Origin of the sequence: Pseudoxanthomonas sp. (genome assembly GCF_035999195.1) — a bacterium.
Taxonomy (GTDB): Bacteria; Pseudomonadota; Gammaproteobacteria; order Xanthomonadales; family Xanthomonadaceae; genus Pseudoxanthomonas_A.
Genome location: NZ_DASYGY010000009.1, coordinates 1,427,756 through 1,441,685 on the forward strand (window position 1 = coordinate 1,427,756; position 13,930 = coordinate 1,441,685).

General features: G+C 64.8%; 14 protein-coding genes. 10 read left to right on the forward strand and 4 right to left on the reverse strand.

From position 1 onward, the window contains the following. The first annotated feature begins 6 nt into the window (after nucleotides 1–6). The 3 genes from VGN58_RS13770 to VGN58_RS13780 are packed head-to-tail and all read left to right on the forward strand — an operon-like array spanning nucleotide 7 to nucleotide 2,372. Nucleotides 7–816, forward strand: coding sequence for an ABC transporter ATP-binding protein (locus VGN58_RS13770; RefSeq protein ID WP_327483755.1), 810 nt, complete (start codon nucleotides 7–9; stop codon nucleotides 814–816). A gap of 3 nt (nucleotides 817–819) precedes the next feature. Beyond that, a complete protein-coding gene (locus tag VGN58_RS13775) occupies nucleotides 820–1,746 on the forward strand; it encodes an MlaD family protein (RefSeq protein ID WP_327483756.1) in 927 nt (308 codons plus the stop codon). Next, a complete protein-coding gene (locus tag VGN58_RS13780) occupies nucleotides 1,743–2,372 on the forward strand; it encodes an ABC-type transport auxiliary lipoprotein family protein (RefSeq protein ID WP_327483757.1) in 630 nt (209 codons plus the stop codon). Before VGN58_RS13775 ends, VGN58_RS13780 begins: the two co-directional genes overlap by 4 nt. 13 nt (nucleotides 2,373–2,385) lie before the next feature. Here VGN58_RS13780 and VGN58_RS13785 read toward each other — a convergent pair whose 3' ends face one another. After that, nucleotides 2,386–3,009, reverse strand: a complete 624-nt coding sequence (locus VGN58_RS13785; RefSeq protein WP_327483758.1) for an alpha-ketoglutarate-dependent dioxygenase AlkB — start codon at nucleotides 3,007–3,009, stop codon at nucleotides 2,386–2,388. An 82-nt stretch (nucleotides 3,010–3,091) separates the two neighbouring features. Here VGN58_RS13785 and VGN58_RS13790 point away from each other — a divergent pair, with 82 nt between their 5' ends. Continuing rightward, nucleotides 3,092–4,702 carry an electron transfer flavoprotein-ubiquinone oxidoreductase gene (locus VGN58_RS13790; protein WP_327483759.1) on the forward strand — a complete coding sequence of 537 codons (1,611 nt, stop codon included), beginning with the start codon at nucleotides 3,092–3,094 and terminating at the stop codon, nucleotides 4,700–4,702. A gap of 157 nt (nucleotides 4,703–4,859) precedes the next feature. Here the strand turns inward: VGN58_RS13790 and VGN58_RS13795 are convergent, their stop codons facing one another. From VGN58_RS13795 to VGN58_RS13805, 3 genes are all read right to left on the reverse strand, one after another. Further along, nucleotides 4,860–7,214, reverse strand: coding sequence for an FG-GAP-like repeat-containing protein (locus VGN58_RS13795; RefSeq protein WP_327483760.1), 2,355 nt, complete (start codon nucleotides 7,212–7,214; stop codon nucleotides 4,860–4,862). A 178-nt stretch (nucleotides 7,215–7,392) separates the two neighbouring features. Then, complete coding sequence (locus VGN58_RS13800) at nucleotides 7,393–8,025, reverse strand: CoA transferase subunit B (RefSeq protein ID WP_327483761.1); 633 nt, start codon at nucleotides 8,023–8,025, stop codon at nucleotides 7,393–7,395. Next, nucleotides 8,025–8,756: a CoA transferase subunit A gene (locus VGN58_RS13805; RefSeq protein ID WP_327483762.1), complete on the reverse strand. Its 732-nt coding sequence runs from the start codon at nucleotides 8,754–8,756 to the stop codon at nucleotides 8,025–8,027. The genes VGN58_RS13800 and VGN58_RS13805 overlap by 1 nt, the downstream gene beginning before the upstream one ends. A 115-nt stretch (nucleotides 8,757–8,871) precedes the next feature. Here VGN58_RS13805 and VGN58_RS13810 point away from each other — a divergent pair, with 115 nt between their 5' ends. The 6 genes from VGN58_RS13810 to VGN58_RS13835 all read left to right on the forward strand — a co-directional run bounded on the left by VGN58_RS13810 (nucleotide 8,872) and on the right by VGN58_RS13835 (nucleotide 13,925). Further along, a complete protein-coding gene (locus VGN58_RS13810; RefSeq protein WP_327483763.1) occupies nucleotides 8,872–9,804 on the forward strand; it encodes a hypothetical protein in 933 nt (310 codons plus the stop codon). Nucleotides 9,805–9,880: 76 nt separating this feature from the next. Further along, entirely contained in the window at nucleotides 9,881–10,627 is a 747-nt protein-coding gene (locus VGN58_RS13815; protein ID WP_327483764.1) for an electron transfer flavoprotein subunit beta/FixA family protein, read from the forward strand. Beyond that, nucleotides 10,627–11,568: an electron transfer flavoprotein subunit alpha/FixB family protein gene (locus tag VGN58_RS13820; protein WP_327483765.1), complete on the forward strand. Its 942-nt coding sequence runs from the start codon at nucleotides 10,627–10,629 to the stop codon at nucleotides 11,566–11,568. Before VGN58_RS13815 ends, VGN58_RS13820 begins: the two co-directional genes overlap by 1 nt. Nucleotides 11,569–11,680: 112 nt before the next feature. Further along, the gene (locus VGN58_RS13825) at nucleotides 11,681–12,634 is read left to right on the forward strand and encodes a glycosyltransferase family 2 protein (protein WP_327483766.1); all 954 of its coding nucleotides are present in this window, start codon (nucleotides 11,681–11,683) and stop codon (nucleotides 12,632–12,634) included. Beyond that, complete coding sequence (locus VGN58_RS13830; RefSeq protein ID WP_327483767.1) at nucleotides 12,631–13,206, forward strand: hypothetical protein; 576 nt, start codon at nucleotides 12,631–12,633, stop codon at nucleotides 13,204–13,206. The genes VGN58_RS13825 and VGN58_RS13830 overlap by 4 nt, the downstream gene beginning before the upstream one ends. Beyond that, complete coding sequence (locus tag VGN58_RS13835) at nucleotides 13,203–13,925, forward strand: WbqC family protein (RefSeq protein WP_327483768.1); 723 nt, start codon at nucleotides 13,203–13,205, stop codon at nucleotides 13,923–13,925. Before VGN58_RS13830 ends, VGN58_RS13835 begins: the two co-directional genes overlap by 4 nt. Nucleotides 13,926–13,930: the final 5 nt, after the last annotated feature.

Genomic DNA, 13,930 nt, shown 5'->3' on the forward strand with positions numbered 1-13,930 from the left:
CGGCGCATGCCCGATGAATCTCCCATCATCCACGTGCGCGGCCTGGTCAACCGCTTCGGCGAACAGACCGTGCACGAAGGCCTCGACCTGGACGTGCGTCGCGGCGAGATCCTGGGCGTGGTCGGCGGTTCCGGCACCGGCAAGTCGGTGCTGATGCGCTCGATCCTCGGTCTGCGGCAGCCCAACGAAGGGCAGATCACCGTGCTGGGTGAAGATGCCCGTTCGGAAGATCCGGCCGCGCGCCAGCACATCGAGCGCAACACCGGCGTGCTGTTCCAGGATGGCGCGCTGTTCTCGTCGCTGACCGTGGGCGAAAACGTGCAGGTACCGCTGAAGGAACACCACCCCGAGCTGCCGGACAGCTGGCGCTACGAACTGGCGCTGCTGAAGGTCAAGCTGGCGGGCCTGCCTGCCGATGCGCTCAACAAACTGCCTTCGCAGCTGTCCGGCGGCATGCGCAAGCGCGCGGGCCTGGCGCGCGCGCTGGCGCTCGATCCGCCCCTGCTGTTCCTCGACGAGCCCACCGCCGGCCTGGACCCGATCGGTGCGGCCGCGTTCGACCGGCTGATCAAGACGCTGCAGGAAGCGCTGGGCCTGACCGTCTTCCTGATCACCCACGACCTGGACACGCTGTATGCGATCTGCGACCGCGTCGCGGTGCTGGCCGACCAGAAGGTGGTGACGGTGGCGCCCCTGCAGGAGGTGGAACGGTTCGACCACCCCTGGGTGCAGGAATATTTCCACGGTCCCCGCGCGCGTGCCGCGCGCGACGGACAGCAGGCCCCCGGGCCTTCCCTTTCGCAAACGGCGGTCTGATCCATGGAAACACGCGCCAACTACGTGCTCATCGGGGCTTTCACCCTCATCATCGCCGCCGCGCTGCTGCTGTTCGGCCTGTGGGCGGCGAAGTACTCCTCCGAGCGCACCTGGCAGGAATACCAGGTGGTGTTCCGTGAGGCGGTGACCGGCCTGTCGGTCGGCAGCCCCGTGCAGTACAACGGCATCGCGGTGGGCTCGATCACCAAGCTGTCGCTGGCGCCGAACGATCCGCGCCAGGTGATCGCGCGCATCCGCGTGGAGTCGTACACGCCGGTCAAGACCGACACCCGCGCCAAGCTGGCCATCACCAGCCTGACCGGCCCGACCATCATCCAGCTCAGCGGCGGCACGCCGCAGGCGCCGTCGCTGACCAGCGTGGATTCGCGCGAGGCGCCGGTCATCCAGACGGCGCCGTCGGCGCTGCAGAACATCACCGACACCGCCAACCGCATCGTCGAGCGCCTGGACCAGATGCTCAGCGACAAGAATGTCGCCAGCATCACCGCCACGCTGGAGAACCTGGAAGCGATGAGCACGTCGCTGGCCAGCCGCGAGGATGGCGTCGAAGCCCTGATCGTCAGCGCGCGCGACGCCGCGCAGAACCTGGACCGGACCCTCACCACCACCAACGGCGCCATCGAGCGGCTGGACAAGAACCTGGTGCAGGAACTGCCGGGCATCCTGGACAAGCTGGAGACCACGCTGGGCAAGCTGGATTCGGCGGCCGGCAATGCCGACGCGATCCTCGGCGAGAACCGCGCCGCCATCAACAGCTTCGCCAGCGACGGCCTGGGCCAGCTGGGCCCCACCCTCACCGAACTGCGCGGCCTGGTGCGCGACCTGCGCCGGGTCAGCGACCGTCTCGAAGGCAATCCCGCGCGCTACCTGCTCGGCCGCGACGCACCCAAGGAGTTCGACCCGAAATGAAGCCGCAGCGCCTCACCTTCGCCCTCCCCTGCCTGCTTGCGCTGGCCGGCTGCTCGATCCTGGGCAGTGAACAGCGCGACCCGGTCACCATCTACGCGCCGGATGTCCGGGTGGCGCCGCAGGCCGGCTGGCCGCAGGTGGACTGGACCCTGATCGTCGCCAAGCCGACGGCCGCGCGCGTGATCGACAGTCCCCGCATCAGCGTGCGGCCGTCGCCCGGCGAGCTGCAGGTCTACCGCGGCGTCTCCTGGGCGTTGCCGGCGACCGACATGCTGCAGGATGCGGTACAGCGCACGCTGGAGGATTCGGGGCGCATCCCCGCCGTGGCCAGTGCCGATGCCGGCATCCTCGGCGAGTACAAGCTGGTGATGGACCTGCGCCGTTTCGAAGCCGACTACGCCGGCGGCGCGTTGCCGTCCGCCGTGGTCGAAGTGAACGCCAAACTGGTCAACAACCGCGGGCAGCGCGTCGTCGCGTCGCGCACGTTCCTGCAGCAGAAGCCGGCGGACAGCGTCGACGTGGCACAGGTGGCGATCGCTTTCGAGGACGCGCTGGAAGCGGCGACCGCCGACATCGCGGGCTGGGTACTGGTATCCGGCAACAGCGACCCCAACCCTGCACGATGAACCGGGTGGCGCGTCAGCGACGGCGCGCCGGATCGATCCAGCGGAACGTCAGGTTGATGCGTGGCCCCACCGGTCGGGCCGTGCGCGGGAGCGCGTGGCGGTAATGCCGCTGCGTATCGCCCGCCATCACCAGCAGGCTGCCGTGCGGCAACGTCAACGCTGAACGCAGCGCCGGATCCTGCCGGTGCTTGAGCAGGAAGCGGCGCGCGGCGCCCAGGCTGACGGAAGCGATCACCGGCCGCGGTCCGAGTTCGGGCTCGTCGTCGCTGTGCCAGCCCATCGCGTCGCGGCCGTCGCGGTACAGGTTCGCCAGTACGCTGTTGAAGGGGGTATCGAGTTCATCCTGCAGCCGCAGCCGCAGACCGGACAAAGCGGCCGTCCACGGATGCGGCGTGAAGTCCGTACCCGAGTAGCGGTACACCGCCTCCGCATCGCCGACCCACGCGCTCAGCCTGGGCGAATCGACCACGCGGCCGAACATCCGGATGCGGTGCACGCTCCACGGCAGCGACGACCGCAACGCATCGAGCAGCGCATCGGCCTCCGCACCGGCCAGCCACGCGGGCCGATAGTCCAGATGCGCGCCCGGAAGCGACGTGTTGTGTCCATTCGCAGCGAGCGGCAGGGGTATGGTCATGCCGGCGATGCTCGCGGATTTGCCCCATCCCGCGCAAACCCCGAAAATGCCCGGAGCCTAACGCCATGCTGGAGCAAGCCCGATGTCCGATGTCGAACGCGATGTGATGGAGTACGACGTCGTCACCGTCGGCGCGGGGCCGTCGGGCCTGGCGTTCGCGATCCGGCTCAAGCAGCTGAATCCCGAGATCTCGGTCTGCGTGATCGAGAAGGCCAGCGCCATCGGGGCGCACATCCTCTCCGGCGCGGTGATCGAACCGCAGCCGCTCGACGCACTGCTGCCCGGCTGGCGCGACAACCCGCCGCCGGTCTGCGTGCCCGCCGCGGACGACGAGTTCTGGTACTTCAGCAAGGACGGCGGCCGCAAGTTCCCGATCGTGCCGCCCGGCATGCGCAACCATGGCAACTTCATCGTCTCGCTCGGCGCGATGTGCGCGTGGCTGGCGCCGCAGGCCGAAGCGCTGGGCGTGGAGATCTATCCGGGCTTCGCCGCTGCGGAAACGCTGCATGACGACGACGGCAAGGTCGTCGGCGTGCGCATCGGCGATATGGGCATCGCGAAGGACGGCAACCACAAGCCTGGCTACACGCAGGGCATCGACATCCGCGCCAAGGTCACCGTGCTGGCCGAAGGCGCGCGCGGCCACCTGACCAAGCGACTGGTGAAGCGCTTCGCCCTGGACAAGGACAGCGACCCGCAGGCGTATTCGATCGGCATCAAGGAACTGTGGCAGGTGCCGGAAGGCCGCGTCACGCCCGGCAAGATCGTGCACACGCTGGGTTGGCCGGCCAGCAACGACATCTACGGCGGCAGCTTCCTGTACCACCTGGAGAACAACCAGATCGCGCTCGGCTATGTCAGCGGCCTGGATTACAAGGATCCGGAGTACAAGCCGTGGGAGGCCTTCCAGCAATGGAAGAACCATCCGCTGATCAAGCCGCTGCTCGAAGGCGGCAGCATACTGTCCGCCGGCGCACGCGCCATCGTCACCGGCGGCTGGCAGTCGCTGCCCAAGGTCGAGATGCCGGGTGCATTGCTGATCGGCGACACCGCCGGCCTGCTCAACGTGCCGAAGATCAAGGGCACGCACCAGGCGATCCGCAGCGGCATGCTGGCCGCCGAACACCTGGTGGCATCGCAGCTTGCGCCGGAAGGCTTCGACGCCAAACTGCGCGCTTCCGACGCGATGGCGGAGCTGAAGTCGGTGCGCAACATCAAGCCGGGTTTCAAGAAGGGCCTGTGGTTCGGCATGGCCAACGCCGCGTGGGAAACCCTCACCGGCGGCCTGTCGCCGTGGACGCTGAAGGTGAAGCCGGACTGGTCCTCGCTCGACAAGGTCGGCGAGCACGAAGCCCCCAGGCGCGACTACGTGGACCGCACGCTGGCCCCGCGCGACCGCCTGCAGGGCGTCTACTACGCCGCCACCGAGCACGACGAAGACCAGCCGGTGCACCTGCGCGTGCACGACACCTCCGTCTGCATTACCCGCTGTACCGCCGAATACGACAACCCCTGCACGCGCTTCTGCCCGGCAGGGGTCTACGAAATCGTCGACGACGGCGAAGGCAAGCGCCTGCAGATCAACGCCGCCAACTGCGTCCACTGCAAGACCTGCGACATCAAGGACCCCTACCAGATCATCGAATGGGTGACGCCGGAAGGCGGCGCGGGACCGAATTACCAGAATCTGTAGAAGTTACGGCTGCGGCTGCACGCTTATTGATGCGGCGAGACGCGCATCTCAATTCGTTCACGTTCGTGGCAGAAAATGCCACCCATGCGCCTAGGCGAAACATCATGCGCTGCGACGATCAGGAAATGGGGGGAGTGGCGAATCCCCCCCGATGAGTTCAGAGCTTCGGCGACCACACTGTCGCCACCGGATCGATCAGCGAAGTGTTTGCTGACCGAGCGGCGCCCCAAGAAATTGACTGTCCGGTCGACACATTATACCAAAACAAGTCGGTCCTGCCGTCGCCGTTGTAGTCGCCGGACGTAACCACCTGCCAACTGGTCTGAACAGTCGCCTCCGCGAACGAGCCAGCATAGCCACCCGATGGCCAAACTACCGTCTGACCCGAAGCTGCATGGACCCAGAAGACGTCCGCCCTGCCATCACCGTCAAAGTCGCCTGTAGCCGCTGCACGCCAATTCTGATCAGGAATCGTCATCTGAATGACTGACCCGGCGATAGCGCCTGACGGCCAGATCAAATTTTCGCCTGTGGACACATTGCGCCAGAACAAATCATCACGGCCATCACCGTTGAAATCGCCCACTCCGACAACGCGCCAGTTGGCATTCACGGTGGTTCCGGTCACAGTGGTGCTCGGATCGGCAGACAACCAAACTATGTTCTGCCCGGTGGTGGAGTGACGCCAAAACAGATCAGACTTGCCGTCACCATTGAAGTCACCGACAGCCGCAACCCGCCAATTAGTGTCGGGAATAGCGGTTACAGCCCGAGAATTAGTAGCCGTAGCCGACGCCCAGACAATATTCTGGCCATTCGTCGCATGTCGCCAGAAAACATCCCATCGCCCGTCACCATCAAAATCTCCTGAACCGACAATCTGCCAGTTTTGGTCAGGTACGACTGCAGTGTAATAGCTGTCGATCCGGCTGCCAGACCGCCAGATTACGTTCTCTCCATTAAACGAATTGCGCCAAAATATATCGGAGCGCCCGTCGCCATTAAAATCACGCTTGGTGCCGCCAACGAACGGCACTACGGTTGCCCGGAACGCTGCAACAACTGGAATCGTCTCGTTCAAGCTGCGCGCATTATCCTCACTGTTCGCGACACCGCAGGCAAGGTTGCCTGCCGCACCGCAGGTGCTCTTGAGCGGCGTGGAAAAGATGCGGTGGGCAGTCTGGCCGGTATCTCCATACGCCATGACGGTATAGAAATTGCCGGCCGTCGTCCCCGTCTTGTAACCGAACGAGTAAGGGAAGCGGCCGTACTGCAGTGCACCGCCGGTCGTCGTCGAGTTGGCGCGGTCGTGCGCCGACCCCATCAAGTGCGCAGCCTCGTGCACGAGCGTCTCTTCAGCACAGTAATACGTCTTGCCGTCCGTGCCGGTGTCGAACCCATCGCTGATGACCGCGTAGCCCCAGGGAGCATCCGCCGACGTGATGGCCGTCTGATTCGCGCCGTTCAACCAGGCGATACCGCAACCTTCGTTCTCCGGGGTGTTGAACTTGCGCACCAACACGGCGATGTCGGCACCGTACTGGTCTCGCGCGGTGCGCAGCGGCGCGAGGCTGGCCGGAACGGTAACTGGAGAGCTGCCCGTGCTGCCGGTCAATTCCTGCAGCGCCGTCTGGTTGGTGTTGGTGTTGGTGTAGTTGACCTGCAGCGCATGGACGATGCGCAGATAACCGTTGACGTCGCTGTTGGCGAACGCCTGGTTGCCGATCTGCACCAGGAAGACGAGACGCGTGGAGGCGCCTGACGCCCCGCCGTTCGCGGTGGCGAACTCCGGGGTGTAGCCGATCGCGACATCAATGGTATTCGCGGCACTCGGCGGTGCGGCCTGCGCGACAGCCGTCGCGCCTTGGCTGACCTGAGCAGACTGGCTGACTGCCGCGCTCATCGACGAGCGCAACGTGGCCGCCTCCGGAATCATCATGTCCACGTGGCCCTTCGTCGCGGACACCACCTTCGACGGATCGGTCTGCACGGCGAACACGCGACCGTTGCGCGTCTGCAGGCTCAGGGCAGGCTTGCCGTTGGCCTGGGGAATCGAACCGAACACCGCCTTTTCGCCGAAGGTGATGATGGCTTCCTGCATCGGGTCGCCGCCGACCACACGGCCGATCCACGTCCAGTTGCCGTCGATCTCTTCGGCATGGCGCTCGTAGCGCAGCTTGACCTGGCTGCCGTCCGGCGACGGCACCGTCATTTCACCGGTCGCGACGGCCTTGAAGGCGTGCGCCTCGCTGATGGCGGTCGGGAACCAGGTGTAGGCGCCTTCCTGCTTGGTGGGCTTGGCCTGGTTCGGATAGGAAAGCAACGCGCCGCGGTCCGGCGCGTTGGCGATCGACGCACCGATGGCGCGGGCCAACGGCAACGATGCAGGCAGGCTGCTACCCGCCTTGCTGGCGGCAACGCCGCGCATGCCCGCGATACCCGATTCCGGGCTTTCTCCACTGCACCCGGCCAAAACCAACATCAAGGCGCAAGCGCCGACCCGGAGTTTCATACGTACGCCTCTGAGGAAAAACGGATAGAGCCCCTGAGCTGACACTATAGCCCAGCCGCTGGGCCACAAATAGCCAACAGGTTCCCTTCTCCGCGTTATCGGCCCAAAAACGTACAGCTGAAAGTCAGACGTGCGGCGCGGCGCAAACCAACCGGACTTCCGTCACGCCTTGATGTGATCATCCGCCCTTGAACGGCACGCCCGTCTTCGCCGCCAGCTCTGTTTCGGTCACGCCTTCGGCCATCTCCACCAGCGCCAGGCCCTCGGGAGTGACATCGAACACGGCCAGGTCGGTGATGATCCGGTCGACCACGCCCACCCCTGTCAGCGGCAGGTCGCACTGGGGAAGGATCTTGTGGCTGCCGTCCTTCGCCACGTGCTCCATCAGCACGACGATGCGCTTGACGCCGGCCACCAGGTCCATCGCGCCGCCCATGCCCTTGACCATCTTGCCCGGGACCATCCAGTTGGCCAGGTCGCCCTTGTCGGTGACCTGCATGGCGCCGAGCACGGCCAGGTCGATGTGGCCACCGCGGATCATGGCGAAGGAATCGTGGCTGCCGAAGTAGCTGGCGCCCGCCCGGGCGGTGACGGTCTGCTTGCCGGCGTTGATCAGGTCGGCGTCCACCTCGTCCTGGGTCGGGAACGGGCCGATGCCCAGCAGGCCATTTTCGGACTGCAGCCACACGTCCATGCCCGCCGGAATGTGGTTGGCGACCAGCGTCGGCAGACCGATGCCCAGGTTGACGTAGGCGCCATCGGTCAGTTCGCGGGCGGCGCGCTGCGCCATCTCATCGCGGGTCCAGGGCATCACTTGTCTCCTTGGCGGACGGTGCGCTGCTCGATGCGCTTCTCGGGGGTGGGGTTATGGACGATGCGGTCCACGTAGATGCCCGGCAGATGGGCGTGGTCGGGATCGATCTCGCCGACCTCCACGACCTCCTCCACCTCGGCGATGCAGACCCTGCCGGCCATGGCGCAGGCCGGGTTGAAGTTGCGCGCCGTCTTGCGGAACACCAGGTTGCCGGCCTTGTCGGCCTTCCATGCCTTGACCAGCGAGACATCGGCGCTGAGGGCGGTTTCCATCACGTACCAGTGATCGCCGAACTGGCGCGTCTCCTTGCCTTCGGCCACCACCGTGCCGTAACCGGTCCGGGTGAAGAACGCGGGGATGCCGGCACCGCCAGCCCGCAGGCGCTCGGCCAGCGTGCCCTGCGGGTTGAACTCCAGCTCCAGTTCGCCGGACAGGAACTGCCGCTCGAACTCCTTGTTCTCGCCCACGTAGGACGAAATCATCTTCCTGATCTGGCGGGTTTCCAGCAGCAGGCCCAGGCCGAAGCCGTCGACGCCGGCATTGTTGGAGATCGCGGTCAGTCCCTTCACGCCGCTGTCGCGCAGCGCACCGATCAGCGCTTCGGGAATGCCGCACAGGCCGAAGCCGCCGACCGCCAGCGTCTGGCCATCGGCCACGACGCCTTTCAGCGCTTCCGCCGCACTGGGATAGAGCTTCTGCTTGCCTCCGGAGCCGGGGTTACCCGCCATGGCGCGATCCATTCGATGAGGAAAGCCCGCATTCTACCCAGCGCTGCCGGGCCGACACAGGTACTTTCGGGCAATGGGAGTCCGGCGCGGGACGTGCGCGTACACTTGCCCACCTATGAAGACCCTCGCCCTCGTCACCGCCGTGGCCGCCTCCGGCCACGACGACGACCTCGCGCCGCTGCTGGATGCCTGCGCGGACGCCGACCTGCACGCCCGGGCCGTGGCCTGGGACGATCCGACGGTGAGCTGGTCGCGCTTCGACGCGGCGCTCCTGCGCTCACCCTGGGATTACACCGAGCGCCTGCCGGAGTTCCTGGCGTGGTGCGCCCAGGTCGATCGGGTGACGCCACTGCTCAACCCGCTCAACGTGGTGCGCTGGAACACCGACAAACACTATCTGGCCGACCTGGCCACCGTGGGCATTCCGGTCGTCCCCACCCATTTCGTGGAGCCGGATGCCGAACCGATGGAGGCGCTGGCGACCTTCCTGGCCGCGTTCGACGCGCCCGAATTCGTGGTCAAGCCCACGGTCAGCGCCGGCGCCCGCGACACCCAGCGCTACGCGCGCCACCAGCAGTTCGTGGCCGGCAACCACATCGGCCGCCTGCTGGAGCAGGAGCGCAGCGTGATGCTGCAACCCTATGTGGCCTCCGTCGATCGCCACGGCGAGACCGCGCTGCTGTACTTCGATGGCCGGTTCAGCCACGCCGCCCGAAAGGGCGCACAGTTGCCGCCGGGCGAAGGTGCCCGACAGGCGCCCATGGCCTTGGGCGATATCGTCGCCAGCACCGCCTCACCCGGTGAACAGGCACTGGCGGAGCGGATCCTCGCCGCGGCCATGCGGCTGCGCCAGCTCGACGACCCGCCGCTGTATGCGCGTATCGACCTGCTGGCCGGCGCCGACGGCCTACCGCAACTGCTGGAACTGGAGCTGACCGAGCCCTCGCTGTTCTTCGCCCAGGCCCCCGGCAGCGCCGCCCGTTTCGCCGCCGTCCTGGCATCGCGGCTGGCGGACGACACCGTACGGGCTCGCACGGCCACCGCCTGACGGCTAAAATCCCGGGTCTGCCCTCGGCCAGCCGCCGCGGCCGAACCTCTCCGTCGCATACAGGAATCCCCGCAGGATGAAGATTCTCGTCGCCTACAAGCGCGTGGTGGACTACAACGTCCGCATCCAGGTCAAGCCGGACGGGTCCGGCGTGGTCACCGACGGCGTCAAGCTGTCGCCCAACCCCTTCGACGAGATCGCGCTGGAAGAAGCGCTGCGGCTGCGCGACAAGGGCATCGCCACCGAAGTCGTGGTCGCCACCATCGCCCCCGCCGACGCCCAGGCCCACCTGCGCAACGGCCTGGCCATGGGCGCCAACCGCGCCATCCACGTGGTCACCGACCAGGCCATCCAGCCGCTGACCGCCGCCCGCACCCTGCTGAAGCTGGTCGAGAAGGAATCGCCGGATCTGGTGATCCTCGGCAAGCAGGCCATCGACGACGACGCCAACCAGACCGGCCAGATGCTGGCCACGCTGTGGGGCCGCCCGCAGGCCACCTTCGCCGGCAAGCTGGACATCGCCGACGGCAAGGCCACGGTGGTGCGCGAAGTCGACGCCGGGCTGGAGACGCTGGAAGTCGACCTGCCGGCCGTGGTCACCACCGACCTGCGCCTCAACGAGCCGCGCTTCATCAAGCTGCCCGACATCATGAAGGCCAAGAGCAAGCCGCTGGAAACCCTGCCGCTGGCCGACCTGGGCGTCGACGCCGCCGACACGCACAAGACCACCCACTACGCCCCGCCGGCCAAGCGCAGCAAGGGCGTCATGGTGAAGGACGCGGCCGAACTGGTCGCCGCACTCAAGCAGAAAGGGTTGCTGTAATGAGCAAGGTTCTCGTCATCGCCGAACACCTGGACGGCAAGCTCAACGCCTCCACCGCCAAGACCGTCAGCGCCGCCGCGGCGTTGAAGGCCGACACCCTCGACGTGGTGGTGCTGGCCCCCGATCCGACGGCCATCGCCGCCGAAGCCGCGCAGATCGTCGGCGTCGCGAAAGTACTGACTGTCGCCAACGCCGCCAATGCGAACGCCATCGCCCAGGTGCTCGCCCCGCAGATCGCCAAGCTGGCTGCGGGCTACACGCACGTGTTCGCCCCGTCCACCACCTTCGGCAAGGACCTGATGCCGTGCGTGGCCGCGCTGCTCGGCGTGAACCAGGTGTCCGACCTGATGGCCGTGGAAGGCCCGCACACCTTCAAGCGCCCGATCTACGCCGGCAACGCGATCATCACCGTCGAAACCCCCGCCGACCAGACCGTCGTCGCCACCGTGCGCACGGCCTCCTGGCCGGAAGCCGCCAAGGGCGGCAGCGCAGCGGTCGAGAGCGTCAGCGTTGACGCCCCCCTGCCGACGCACACGCGCTACCTCGGCCTGGCCGCCGGCAAATCCGACCGCCCCGACCTGCAGAGCGCCAAGCGCGTCGTCTCCGGCGGCCGCGGCGTGGGCTCGGCCGAGAACTTCAAGGTCATCTACGCCCTGGCCGACAAGCTCGGCGCCGCCGTCGGCGCCTCGCGCGCTGCGGTCGATGCCGGCTACGTGCCGAACGAACTGCAGGTCGGCCAGACCGGCAAGATCATCGCCCCCGAGCTGTACATCGCCGTCGGCATCTCCGGCGCCATCCAGCACCTGACCGGCATCAAGGACGCCGGCACGATCGTGGCGATCAACAAGGACCCGGAGTCCCCGATCTTCGAGATCGCGGATATCGGACTGGTGGGGGATTTGTTCGCGCTGCTGCCGGAATTGGAGTCGGCTCTGGACTGACGACGAGGATTTTGGCGAACAGTCTTAGTACCTAGGCCGTTCGGGCAAGTCAAGACTTGTCAGAAAGTTTGTTTAGCAGTCCATACATGGAAGACGATCATTGCAACCGACCATGCATAACCTCTCACCAACCAACCCTGCACCAACCAGATACTCTGTAGTGGTGCCCGTCTACAGGGGCGGAAAATCCATAGGTGAGCTGCGCAAACGCCTCGCCGAGGCGCTTGAGTCCCTTGGGCATGCATACGAGATCATTTTCGTCGATGACCGTGGCAGCCAGGACAATTGGCCTGTGATCAAACAGTTGTGCGAAGCCAATACGCCATCGGTGCGCGGCATCCGGCTAAGTCGCAACTTCGGACAGCACGCAGCCACGTTGTGCGGAATCTCCCATGCGCGGGGCGAATGGATCGTCACTATCGATGAGGACCTGGAGCAACCACCCGAAGCAGTCCCTTCGATGCTGGAAAAGGCGGAAGAAGGCCACCATGTGGTCTACGGCGTGAACGAAGAGCGGTCGCATGCATGGTGGCGGAACCTGACTTCAGAACTGGGACGCAGCCTGTTCAAGTTTGCGATCCCCAGCTTGAATCGCGAATACACATCGTTCCGGGTCATCCATCGCGCCGTGGCGAAAGATCTTGAGCGCTTCCAGTCGCCATTTACTTTTATCGATGGATACATTTCTTGGATTACGCATAACTACGCTACTGTCGTCGTCCCGCACGATCCCAGGCTCCACGGAAAGAGCAGCTATAGCGTGAGGATGCTGGTTGCCCACATGGTCAACATCTTCGTGACGTTCTCGGATCTCCCGCTACGCGTTGCGACATGGCTCGGCCTCAGCGCATCGCTCGGCGGCGCCGTGTGGGGGGTTTCGATCCTGATCGCCAAACTTACGGGTGCACTAAGCGTAAGTGGGTACGCCTCCATAATGGCGGGAATGACGTTCCTTGGTGGTTTGCAGCTACTGATCCTTGGGGTCTTCGGGGAGTACCTCGCACGCATTAATTTCAAGACCGCTTCGATGCCGCTTTTTCTCATTGAGCAGGAGATAGGAGATTGAAGCCGCTACTGATAATCGGAGGATCCTCATTCGGACGCCTAATCAAAGTATTGGCAGAGGAGGTTGGCCGCAAGGTAGCAGGGCACGTCGATGACTTACATACTGGCGATTGGATCGTAGGCCGCAGCGACGATCTTGGCTCGCGCTTTACGCCTAGTGATGTGGACTTAGCCATGGCAATCGGGTACAGGCACATCGATGCGAGGATGACGATGTTCCGCCGGTTGACCGCGATGGGGTTCGACTTCCCAAACCTAACGCACCCATCTGCGAGGATCAGCCCTCACGCGTCGGTAGGTGCGGGCAGTCTGGTGATGGCCAACGCGGACATCGACGCCTTCAGTCGTGTCGGTGAACTTTGCGTCCTGTGGCCCAATGTAACGGTCAGCCACGACAACACTATCGGCGAAGGAACTTTCATCAGTCCCGCTGCTACACTTTGCGGCTTCGTGTCCATTGGGGCGATCAGCTTCATCGGCGCCAGTGCCACCATCGTCGACAATTGCGTGCTAGCGCCCCGTTCATTCGTAAAGGCCGCGAGTCGTTACAACAACAGAATTGCGAGAACATGAGCACTCAGAAGCGGGTTGCCGTACTGCAGTCCAGCTATATCCCATGGAAGGGATACTTCGACATTATTCACGATGTCGACGCATTCATTTTTTACGACGACGTCCAGTTCACCTACCAAGACTGGCGCTCGCGCAATCGTGTGATTGCAAACGGCGCACCAACTTGGCTGACTGTACCGACAGGCAGCAACATCAAACGCCTGATCAATGAAGTGGAGCTGACCGACTCAGCATGGCAGAAGAAACACTGGTCGACCATTCGCCACGCCTACACCAAATCCCGCCATTTCCGCGAGTACTCGTCGCTCGTCGAAGATCTTTACCTGGGTACCGCTTGGAGATCTCTCTCCGAGATGAATCAGACATTCACCCGAAGCATTGCGGAAACCTTGGGCATTCAAACCGAGTTTCGCGATTCGTCGGAGTTCAGCGCTAGTGGAGAGAAGCTGGATCGTCTGATTGATCTCCTGGTTAAGGCGGGTGCAACCCACTATCTATCGGGTCCGGCCGCCCGCTCGTACATAGACCCGCAACGTTTCGAGGAGGTTGGGATCCAGCTTGAATACAAGGACTACTCGGGTTATCCCGAGTACAAACAACTTTCCCATGAGTTCGAGCACGCAGTAAGCGTACTGGATATGCTCTTCAATGTCGGTGCGGACGCGCCGAAGTACATCTGGGGATGGCGCGATCGAGGAACGTCGACCTCCAGCACCTGAACTCG

Excerpts from the sequence above, each read along its gene's own strand:
- VGN58_RS13835 (WP_327483768.1), top strand. The coding sequence starts at position 13,203 with ATGAGCACTCAGAAGCGGGTTGCCGTACTGCAGTCCAGCTATATCCCA.
- VGN58_RS13780 (WP_327483757.1), top strand. The coding sequence starts at position 1,743 with ATGAAGCCGCAGCGCCTCACCTTCGCCCTCCCCTGCCTGCTTGCGCTG.
- VGN58_RS13805 (WP_327483762.1), bottom strand. The coding sequence starts at position 8,756 with ATGGCGGGTAACCCCGGCTCCGGAGGCAAGCAGAAGCTCTATCCCAGT.
- VGN58_RS13815 (WP_327483764.1), top strand. The coding sequence starts at position 9,881 with ATGAAGATTCTCGTCGCCTACAAGCGCGTGGTGGACTACAACGTCCGC.
- VGN58_RS13770 (WP_327483755.1), top strand. The coding sequence starts at position 7 with ATGCCCGATGAATCTCCCATCATCCACGTGCGCGGCCTGGTCAACCGC.
- VGN58_RS13795 (WP_327483760.1), bottom strand. The coding sequence starts at position 7,214 with ATGAAACTCCGGGTCGGCGCTTGCGCCTTGATGTTGGTTTTGGCCGGG.
- VGN58_RS13800 (WP_327483761.1), bottom strand. The coding sequence starts at position 8,025 with ATGCCCTGGACCCGCGATGAGATGGCGCAGCGCGCCGCCCGCGAACTG.
- VGN58_RS13785 (WP_327483758.1), bottom strand. The coding sequence starts at position 3,009 with ATGACCATACCCCTGCCGCTCGCTGCGAATGGACACAACACGTCGCTT.
- VGN58_RS13790 (WP_327483759.1), top strand. The coding sequence starts at position 3,092 with ATGTCCGATGTCGAACGCGATGTGATGGAGTACGACGTCGTCACCGTC.
- VGN58_RS13820 (WP_327483765.1), top strand. The coding sequence starts at position 10,627 with ATGAGCAAGGTTCTCGTCATCGCCGAACACCTGGACGGCAAGCTCAAC.
- VGN58_RS13810 (WP_327483763.1), top strand. The coding sequence starts at position 8,872 with ATGAAGACCCTCGCCCTCGTCACCGCCGTGGCCGCCTCCGGCCACGAC.
- VGN58_RS13825 (WP_327483766.1), top strand. The coding sequence starts at position 11,681 with ATGCATAACCTCTCACCAACCAACCCTGCACCAACCAGATACTCTGTA.
- VGN58_RS13775 (WP_327483756.1), top strand. The coding sequence starts at position 820 with ATGGAAACACGCGCCAACTACGTGCTCATCGGGGCTTTCACCCTCATC.